Source organism: Sulfurovum sp., assembly GCF_041551015.1.
Classification (GTDB): Bacteria; Campylobacterota; Campylobacteria; order Campylobacterales; family Sulfurovaceae; genus Sulfurovum.
In genome coordinates this window covers 1-9,837 of the sequence record NZ_JBFENQ010000061.1, presented here as the reverse complement: position 1 = coordinate 9,837, position 9,837 = coordinate 1, and the positions used below count along the sequence as shown (strand labels likewise).

Annotated in this window: 7 protein-coding genes and 1 riboswitch; of the genes, 4 read left to right on the top strand and 3 right to left on the bottom strand. The window is 37.7% G+C overall.

The genetic code is table 11. The features are described from left to right. A partial coding sequence (locus ABZC96_RS05435; protein WP_373029640.1) for a hypothetical protein occupies window positions 1-399 on the bottom strand: 399 nt, incomplete at its 3' end. Window positions 400-511: 112 nt separating this feature from the next. Further along, window positions 512-592: riboswitch (cyclic di-GMP riboswitch) on the bottom strand. Window positions 593-755: 163 nt separating this feature from the next. Here ABZC96_RS05435 and ABZC96_RS05430 point away from each other — a divergent pair. Beyond that, window positions 756-1,295, top strand: coding sequence for a PhnA domain-containing protein (locus ABZC96_RS05430; RefSeq protein WP_373029638.1), 540 nt, complete (start codon window positions 756-758; stop codon window positions 1,293-1,295). 76 nt (window positions 1,296-1,371) lie between these two features. Continuing rightward, complete coding sequence (locus ABZC96_RS05425) at window positions 1,372-4,467, top strand: efflux RND transporter permease subunit (RefSeq protein ID WP_373029637.1); 3,096 nt, start codon at window positions 1,372-1,374, stop codon at window positions 4,465-4,467. Window positions 4,468-4,476: 9 nt separating this feature from the next. On the opposite strand, the gene ABZC96_RS05420 is transcribed toward ABZC96_RS05425, so the two are convergent. Further along, window positions 4,477-4,962 carry a glutathione peroxidase gene (locus ABZC96_RS05420; RefSeq protein ID WP_373029641.1) on the bottom strand — a complete coding sequence of 162 codons (486 nt, stop codon included), beginning with the start codon at window positions 4,960-4,962 and terminating at the stop codon, window positions 4,477-4,479. Between the two features lie 211 nt (window positions 4,963-5,173). Here ABZC96_RS05420 and ABZC96_RS05415 point away from each other — a divergent pair, with 211 nt between their 5' ends. Continuing rightward, window positions 5,174-6,490 (top strand): NAD(P)/FAD-dependent oxidoreductase, encoded by a 1,317-nt coding sequence (locus ABZC96_RS05415; protein WP_373029635.1) that lies wholly within the window; start codon window positions 5,174-5,176, stop codon window positions 6,488-6,490. A 19-nt stretch (window positions 6,491-6,509) separates the two neighbouring features. Here the strand turns inward: ABZC96_RS05415 and recO are convergent, their stop codons facing one another. Continuing rightward, window positions 6,510-7,139, bottom strand: coding sequence for a recombination protein RecO (gene recO, locus ABZC96_RS05410; protein ID WP_373029634.1), 630 nt, complete (start codon window positions 7,137-7,139; stop codon window positions 6,510-6,512). A 169-nt stretch (window positions 7,140-7,308) separates the two neighbouring features. On the opposite strand from recO, the gene ABZC96_RS05405 reads away from it, so the two are divergent. Continuing rightward, window positions 7,309-9,837: glutamate synthase central domain-containing protein (locus tag ABZC96_RS05405; protein WP_373029633.1), on the top strand; the 2,529-nt coding region annotated here is incomplete at its 3' end.

Sequence of the window (9,837 nt, the reverse complement as noted above, 5' to 3'; positions counted from 1 at the left end):
ATAGGCATGCAAAAAAATGTCTCTGTAGCTATCATGTAAATCATCTACATTTCTTCTAACGAGTTCTAGTGCTTCAGTAGAGTGTTGAATAGATTTACTATAGAATGTAAATTGATTGTACTGTTTAATAAATGTATCTAATTCCAATAGATCATGATCCGTGTTGATCCTTGATTCCTTCAGTTTAGTAAAATCATCTTTTGTGTGTGTTACTAAGTATGCAGCACTCTGCATTCTTTCATTGATGATTTTGTCCAAAACAGACTCAACATGCTCTACAAATAAAGGGACCTCTGTACTGTTTTGTACAGTGATATATTTCTGATAGGAGAGATATGTATAGTAAGATATAGTTCCTAGTATCCCCATCATTAGAATGATGAGTAGACTAAGTATCATTTTATTTTTTAGTATCTTTATGGTAATTCCTTTATTTTTTAAAATAATTAAAGCAAGACAATGAAATAGAATAACTTGAACAGTATTATATATAAAGGAGAAGTATACTCCATTGTGCAGTCTGGCGATCTTTAATCCATAAAGATCCATGACTTTCTGTCCTTGCTTCACAACAAGTTTAGCTTTTTCAACATTTTTACCTAAATTAATTATACTAAGATAAGACTTAAATCTGAAAAATGTTAATACAGCAAAATTGTTAGATCTTATATAAGATCTAACAACGTTAGGCTTTTTTGGCTATATTAAAACTAATAGAGTAAAATACGAATAATTATAGAGACTAAAGGGCACAAATGAGTATAGATAAAGCATTAATGGATAGATCTGATAATAAGTGTGAGTTATGTGGTTCTGAAGAAGGGTTAGTAGCTTACACTGTTGCACCGAAAGATGAGGCTATTGTTATTTGTAGTACCTGTGCGTCAACTATAGATGAACCAACATCAAATGAAAAACACTGGAACTGTCTACATGACAGTATGTGGAGTACAGAACCTGCAGTACAGGTGATGGTGTTTAGACTCTTAACACAACTGGGTGCACAAGATCAGCTTGATATGCTCTACCTTGAAGATGATGTAAAAGCATGGGCCCAAGAAGGTTTGTCAGCTGAGAAACAGGAACCAACACGTGATGCAAATGGGACTATCCTGGTGGAGGGTGACTCTGTGAGTATCATTAAAGACCTTGTGGTGAAGGGTGCAGGATTTACAGCCAAACAAGGAACCACAGTGAAAAATATCCGTATGGTACCGGGTGACCCGACACATATCCAGGGACGTGTGAATGGTATTATGATATTTATCATTTCTGCATTTTTGAAAAAACTGTAAACCATTTTTTTTAGATTATAGGAGTATAATCTAAAAAATTAAATCACATAAACTAAGACTTTCCCAAGGATCCAATATGATGAGGCTCATTCATTACTTTATACAGAATAAAAGTCTTAATTATGTGTTACTCATCTTCATCTTATTTCTGGGTATCAATGCCTACTACAATATCCCTAAAGAACTTTTTCCAGAGATCGCTTTAGACAAGGTCTCTATTAGAGGTAGTTATGCAGGTGCCAGTGCAGATAACCTCGATAAGATGGCGGTTCGGGACATTGAGGATGAACTGGGAAATATACAGGGCATCGATAAGATAGAGACGGTTATCAAGTCAGGTAGCTTTTCTATTGTTCTGGACCTTAATGATGGTGCAGACAAAATAGATGCCCTCAATAAAGCAAAAGATGCTATCGCACGCAGTAGACAATATCTTCCCGCAGATATGACTGAGCCAACAGCAGAGATACTTACGCACAATCGACCGCTTATAAGACTTTCTCTCTCTTCTGAGCATATGACCAAAGGTCAATTGATAGAAACGGCCAAAGAAGTTAAATCTAAAATTGCTAGAAATCCTTATGTCAGTGAAGTACAGATCTATGGTGATGCAGATCAGGAGGTTTCAGTACAGATCAATGAAGAGGCTGTAAGAGCTTATGGATTGGATCCTGCTACTATTATCGATGCAATCTCAAAAATCTCTTATATCTATCCTATAGGGGATATCAAGCAAAGTGGAAATTATATTTTTCTCTCTACCGTAAATGGTAAAGAGAACAAAGAAGAATGGGAATCAGCACTTATTAAAATAGGAGAGCAGCAAGTGAGGCTTGGTGATGTTGCCCAAGTTGATATCACCTATCCTCAAAATACAACACTTTCAACTTTTAATGGACGCAATAATATTACTTTGGTCATCTCAAAAGGGCCTGAGGGAAATTCTATGCATATTTCCAGAGACTTGCAAAAGTATGCGCAAGAAAAACTCTCTAAAGAATATCCGGAAGTCTATTTTGATTTTTACCAAGACAGTTCCAAACCAGTCAAAGACAGGCTCAATACGGTTATTTCAAACCTGATGTTTGGACTGGTACTGGTATTTCTCTCCATGGCACTGCTGATCAATGTGCGTATCGCATCAATTGTAGCGATGGGTATTCCTATCTCTTTTGCCATAGGAATCATGTTTCTTTACTTTATGGGGTATTCTATCAATATTGTCTCCTTGCTGGGAGGACTCATCGTCATAGGTATCGTTGTGGATGATGCCATTGTTGTTTCTGAAAACATCCAGCGTCATATCAATGAAGGGATACCTAAAAATGAGGCGGTCTACAAAGGGCTTAAAGAGATGGTTTTACCTGTCACTTTGGCAACACTTACCACCATTGCAGCGTTTCTTCCTTTGTTTATGCTCACAGGAGAGATAAAAAACTTTATTATCCTCATTCCTATTACCGTGATTATGATTCTTATAGGGTCTCTTCTTGAAAGTTTTTTCTTTCTACCCTTACATGCGGATGAGTTTCTCAAAAAGCAGAAAAACTTTATCAATTGGGAACCACTACAGGACAAATATGAAGCGTTGTTACATCTTGTGATCCGCTTTAAATATATGTTTTTATTTACCTTTGTCGTAGTGATACCTATTTTAACTGTACTCACGATCAAGATGCTCAATTTTCAGTTTTTCCCTGGTTTTGATGGTAACTATCTGTACATTACAGGAAAAAGTAATATGGATACGACCATTGAAGAGACAGATAAGATAGCTAAAGAGATAGAAAAGTATGTGCTCTCAAAAAAAGATACCTACGCACTTAAATCCACATCTACTGTTGTTGGGTACCGAAGATCACTTGCAGGTACTGATGAAAATGGAGACAATATGCTCTACATCACTATGGAACTTTATGATATGGAACCTCAGAGTTTTATCGATGCCTACGTCAATCCTATTATGAATTTTAGTTTTATGTTCAATGATCCTGAAAAGATCAGAAAGAAACATACGTATGACCTTGCACAAGATCTCAGAAAAGAAATTGCACCCATGATGAAAAAGTATCAACTTGAAGAGCTTGGTGTACGTGAAGACAAACCAGGTTTGATCAAAAATGATATACAGATCAATCTTTCAGGTAAAGACGGTGAAAAAATAGCAGAGGCAATGAAGAGGATTGAAGAAAATCTTTCAGTCATTCCGTATGTTAAAGATGTAGGTAACAATGCACAGCTTGGAAAGATGGAGTACAAGTTACGTATCAATGCGTATGGCGAACAACTGGGTCTGAGTGAAGTAGGAATAGCACAGACGCTTTCGGGCTATTTCCTTGACAGCCGTAAAGCAATGACCTTTAGCCAGAATGGGGTGATGGAGATCAGAACAAAATCTATAGTTAAAGATTCTGAAAAGACTTTAATGAATTTTATGATTCCTACACCTTCTGGAAGCGTTGTTAAATTGACCGATGTTGTGGATATCGAAAAGATAAGAGCGTATGAAAAAATTGAAAAAAGAGACGGGAATACGGTTAAATCGGTCTTTGCAAATATAGATAAGAAAAAGACGACGGCAGTGGATGTGCTTAAGAAGATCAAACCTTTGCTAAATACGATTCAGGATGAGGGCATTGACGTCAGTCTTTTAGGGGAGAATGAGAAAAATCAACAATTTAAAAATGATATGATACGTTCTTTAATCATTGCAGTCTTTTTGATCTTGATCACACTTCTTTTTATCTTCCCGAAAATTCGTTATGCTTTGATGGTAATGTCCGTGATACCTTTTACCATGCTTGGTGCGTTACTTGGCCATATGTTGATCGGAATCAACCTTTCGATGCCTTCAGTCATAGGTATGTTGGGACTTGCAGGGGTTGTTATCAATGATGGTATCATTATGCTTGATTTTCTTCATGGTACACATAATGCAGATACTTTCTATGAAAGAGCAAAGCTAAGGCTCAGACCTATTTTGATCACTTCGATCACAACATTCCTAGGACTCTTTACGCTCATTTTCTATGCTACGGGACAAGCAGTTATCCTTCAGCCTATTGCCATCTCTATAGGATTTGGTCTACTTTGGGGTACAGTTTTGAACCTTGTCTATCTACCATCTCTTTATGCCGTTATAAATAAGATACAACCCTCCAGGGAAGCATAAGACACAGTTTTACTTTTCTAATAACTTCTCAATATTAGACCTTATCTCTTCAGGTTTGGTAGAAGATCCATAGCGTTCAATAACATTTCCTTGCTTATCTATAAGAAACTTGGTGAAGTTCCATTTGATACTTTTGGTTCCCAATACACCGGGCGCTTTATCTTTTAAATAGACATAGAGGGGATGAGCATCTTTCCCATTTACATCTATCTTGGCAAACAGTGGAAATGTGACATCGAAGTTTGTTCTACAGAAGTTTTGTATCTGTTTTGCAGTACCGGGTTCCTGCCCTCCAAATTGATTACATGGAAATGCCAATATTTCAAATCCCTGTTTCTGGTAGGTCCTGTAAAGTTTTTCCAGTCCTTCATATTGGGGTGTAAATCCACATTCGCTCGCTACATTGACGATAAGCAGTACTTTACCTTTGTACATCGCCATGGATTGTTCATTTTTCGTGATAGTTGCAACGTTAAAATCGTAAATATCTTTCATGGTGTCTCCTGCATTAAGTGAATATATCAGTAAAAAAGTCAGTAATATTTTTTTCAAATCATATCCTTTTGAGTCTCTTCATTCATATTATCGTACTTTCTTTACACTTTAAATTTTTTTAAATGCTTGTGAGCGAAATATTTTAAACAGGCTCTACCTTTATAGTAGTTAGAGAGTATAATAAGAGTAGATCATTTTTTAGGAGTTTGGTATGTATGACATTATCTACATTGGTGGAGGGCTTAATTATGCAGGGGCTATCGTTGCTGCAAAACAGGGTCTTAAAGTCGCTCTTATTGAAACATCATTGGACCAATTAGGAGGTGTTTGTCTGCATAAAGGGTGTATACCTTCTAAAATGTTTCTCCATCATGCCAATACGATCCGTCAAAGCAAAGAGAGTGTTTTTACCGGAGAGGTCACACTTGATATGCAAATACTTACTGAAAAAAAAGACAAACTCATTAAGAGTGCAACCAAAGCAGTAAGAGCACAATGTACTCAACTTGAACTTATAGAAGGCAAAGGGCATATCATAGCAGCCCATAAAGTTGAGGTAGAAGGGAAAGTATATGAAGCTGAGTATATTGTCATAGGCACAGGTTCCTCACCGCACATCCCAGAGGGTATAGTGCATGATGGAAAGGCAGTCATTACCAGTGATGATGTACTTGAACTTCAGAAGTTGCCTAAAGAGATAGCTATTTACGGTGATGGTGCTATAGGGTTAGAGATGGCAAGCTTTTTTGCTTCAACAGGTGTGCAGGTGACACTCATTTCCCATCATGAGACACTTTTGGGAAAGTCACATCCTCTTATCCAAAGTGCAATGGTCAAACAGATAATAAAACTGGGTATCACGCATCTTAAGAATCATACGATTACCTCTGCTGAAAATACATCAAAAGGGGTATATATCACTTTTGACGATGGCACTTCCAGCTATTTTGAACAGATGCTCGTTGCAACAGGTCGTCACCCGAATACTGATGTCATTGCAACAGATGAGATCGCTGTAAATAGAGGTATAGAAACGGATACATTTTTTGAAACAACGCTTGCAAAACATTTTGCCATTGGTGATTGTAACGGTAAAGTGCAATTGGCACATGCTGCAAGGGCACAGGCATTGAATGTAACCATGCAGATATTGGGCAAAAAACCTCAAAAACTCAATCTTGATCATGTGGTAAAATTTATCCATACTTTACCGATGAGCTATGCTACAGTTGGACAAAACAAATATTCTCTTGAGAAGAATGCTGTTGTTTTCAAAGAGAGTGTGATCACACTAAATCACTTTACCGGTTCTGTATTTCATCACTCAAGTGGCGGTGCGATGATCGTTTATGCAGATGAAAAAGGATTGATATTGGGTGCTGAGATCTTGGCACCTGATGCAGAAGAACTCATCGCACCTGTGGCAATGGCACTTGCAGGAGAGATGACTGCGGATTCAGCGAGAAAGACCATTATGGGACATCCTACTTTCAGTGAGGCACTGGAGAGAGCCTATTTTAGATTATGACTATAATGGGGGACGTATCTTACAGTCCTTTCATTACAATCTCAAAAAGATAGTCCACTTCATGATCTTCCAAAAATACTGTTTTTTTAGTCTCAAAGAAATCCAACACTTTTTTGGTAGGTAGGGCAGAACTATAGAGACATGCAGGGTGGGCAGGCTTAAAAGACTGCATAAGTGCGATCTCTTCTTCTATACGATGCTCGCAAATATAGCAATTTTCTTCTGGATAGCGCCTTCCTTCATACTCCAGTAATTCGATGTAACTTTCACAAATGATGCGTTTAGGGTTTTGTCTGTCCCATTTTTTGGCGGCAGAAAGAAGCAGATCAAAGTAAAAAGAGTCGATCTCTTCTGCATCCTTTAGATGTGGTTCAAAGCGTTTGATGAAATTGTGCCAGAGTAGGAGTTTGTTTTTGTCAAAGAGCCATGAGAAACCCATATGAGAGAGGGAACGCAGTCTGGGAAGAAAGCTGCTCCCTTCACCTTCCACTTCAAAATCTATCAGGTTTCCAAGTTGTAAAATGGAGTGTCTTGCACCAAAAAAACGGTAGTACGTTCTGACTTCTGTAGGACTCAGCACAAGCGCTATAGAGTCTTCATTTTTCGCTTTTCTGACAGAAAGTATAAAACCTTTGATAATGTACTCCAATAGTTTTTTTTAATTATAGTCAAAATGATGTTAAAAATAGAGCAGGATAAATGCACGACAGGATGGGCTTAACTAAGCCTTAAACAGCCTTTAACGAACATTTAAGTATAATCCACCCCATTTAGGAACACTATATGATGTTTCGTTATATTATTTTTAAGGTTGGGATATGAGAGATTTATTTACTTCGTTTAAGGATAATTGTGGATTTGGACTTTTAGCGTCCATCGACAATACACCTTCACATAAAAACTTGGAAGATGCTGTTACTTCATTGTCACGTATGATGCATAGAGGAGCTATCGCAGCAGATGGTAAGACAGGAGACGGTTCAGGTCTTTTGCTTTCTCTGCCTAAATCATTTTTTAACAAAGAAGCGGCTGCTCATGGTGTGGACTTGCCTGAGTCTTACGCTGTTGCGATGGTTTTCTCAAACAATGAAACAGATTTTGATGTGATCAATAGAGTATGTGAGAACAATGACCTTAAAGTTCTTTATACACGTACTGTACCTGTAGACACTAATGCCCTTGGTGAACAGGCATTGGCATCACTACCAACAATAAAACAAGTCTTTGTTGCCCCTGAATCAGCAGTGGCTGCAAATAGATTTGAAGCATTAGTCTATCTTTCTCGTAAAGAGATAGAAGCTGAACTTATCGAAGATCCAACTTTTTATATTCCTTCATTCTCAACATCGGTAGTCTCATACAAGGGACTTGTAATGCCTACGCACATCAAAGAGTTTTACAAAGATCTTGCAAATGAAGATTTTGAGATCTCATTTTGTCTTTTCCACCAACGTTTCTCAACCAATACACTTCCCCAGTGGAAACTTGCACAGCCGTTTAGAATGATAGCCCATAATGGTGAGATCAATTCCGTAACGGCAAACAGATTTAACGTAGCAGCTAAAATAGCTACAGCAAAATCAGATGTATTTACAGATGATGAGATGACAAGACTGACAAATATCATACAAAATGGCATGAGTGACTCGGCAAGTTTAGATAACTTTATGGAATTTTTACGTGTAAATGGTGTTGATTTCTTTAAAGCAGCACGTTCTTTGATCCCGGCACCTTGGCATAATGCACCACATATGGATACTGAACTTAGAGCATTTTATGAGTACGCAAGTACATGTTTTGAACCATGGGATGGACCTGCTGCTGTAAGTATGACAGATGGTCGTTATATCGGTTGTGTAATAGACAGAAATGGATTAAGACCATCTAAATACATTAGAACCAAAGACAACAGACTGCTTATCTCTTCTGAGTATGGCGTACTTCAGATTCCTGAAGAAGAGATCGTTGAGAGAGGAAGACTACAGTCTGGCGAAATGATGGGAATCGACCTTAAGCATGGTACAGTGCTTAAAAATAATGACATTAATGATTATATAAAAGCAGCAAATCCTTATAATAAATGGCTTGGTGAGAATATGTCTTACCTGCAAGAACATGTGCCAACTGCTGAAGTACCAAAATCTTCTATTGAGTATGGCAATATGGAGGCAAGACAGCGTTACTTTAACTATACGCTTGAAGTAATGAGAGAAGTGATCAAACCTATGATTGCTGAGGGCAAAGAGACAACAGGTGCTATGGGTGATGATACCCCTATCGCTGCATTCTCAACAGAACAGAGAAATTTTACTGACTTTTTCAAACAAAAATTTGCCCAGGTTACCAATCCTCCTATAGATCCTATTAGAGAAAAGACAGTGATGAGTCTTAATACAGGTTTTGGTGAAGTAAGAAACGTACTTTCAGATGATGCCGAGCATGCAAAAAGACTTAAAACAGTACTTCCTCTTATGTCAGCAGAAAAATTTTGTATTCTTCAGGAATTCGGCGATGAAGAGAATGAGAAATACGATCCTGCATATAAAGTAGGGAAGTATGATACCACCTATACAACAGACATCAAAGCAAGCTTAGATGCACTTGTTCAAACGATTATTTCAGATGTAAGAGATAATGGTGTCAGAACGGTTATCTTGGATGATAGAAATCTTGATGAAAATACAAAAGTAATTCCAATGGCTATGGTTATTGGGCGTTTGAGCCAGGAGCTTTTAAAAGCTAAACTCAGACACTTGACCAGTATGGTTGCGGTTACAGGTGAAGTATTTGACCCACATTCTGCAGCATGTATGATCGGTTTTGGTGCAGCAGCTATCTTCCCTTATCTACTTTACTATACAGTAGCAGAGCTTGAAGAAGGTAGTGACACAATCCAGGCAACATTAAAAAAATTCAGAAGAGCTATGGGTGCTGGTCTTATGAAGATCATGTCTAAGATGGGTATCTCGACGATCTCTTCTTACAGAAATTCAAGTTTATTTGATGTGATCGGATTAAGTGAAGCGATTGTAGCGGATTGTTTCCCTGGTACAAAGGGACTTTTATCTGGTCTTAGTTATGAAGATATTGATGCACGTCTTAATGCAAATCACCAACGTGCATTTACTACAGAGTTTGAAGGTCAAAAGAATTCACTCTATAAAGGTGGGTACTACAAGTACAAAAAAGGTGAAGAGTTCCATGACTTCTCGCGTCCAACTATTTCTGCTATCCAAAAATGTGCTGAGACCGGAAGTAAAGAAGACTATGCTGAAGTACAAAGACTTGTAAATGAGAGAGATAAAAAATTTATACGTGATTTCTATAACCTTAAGAGTGACAGAGCT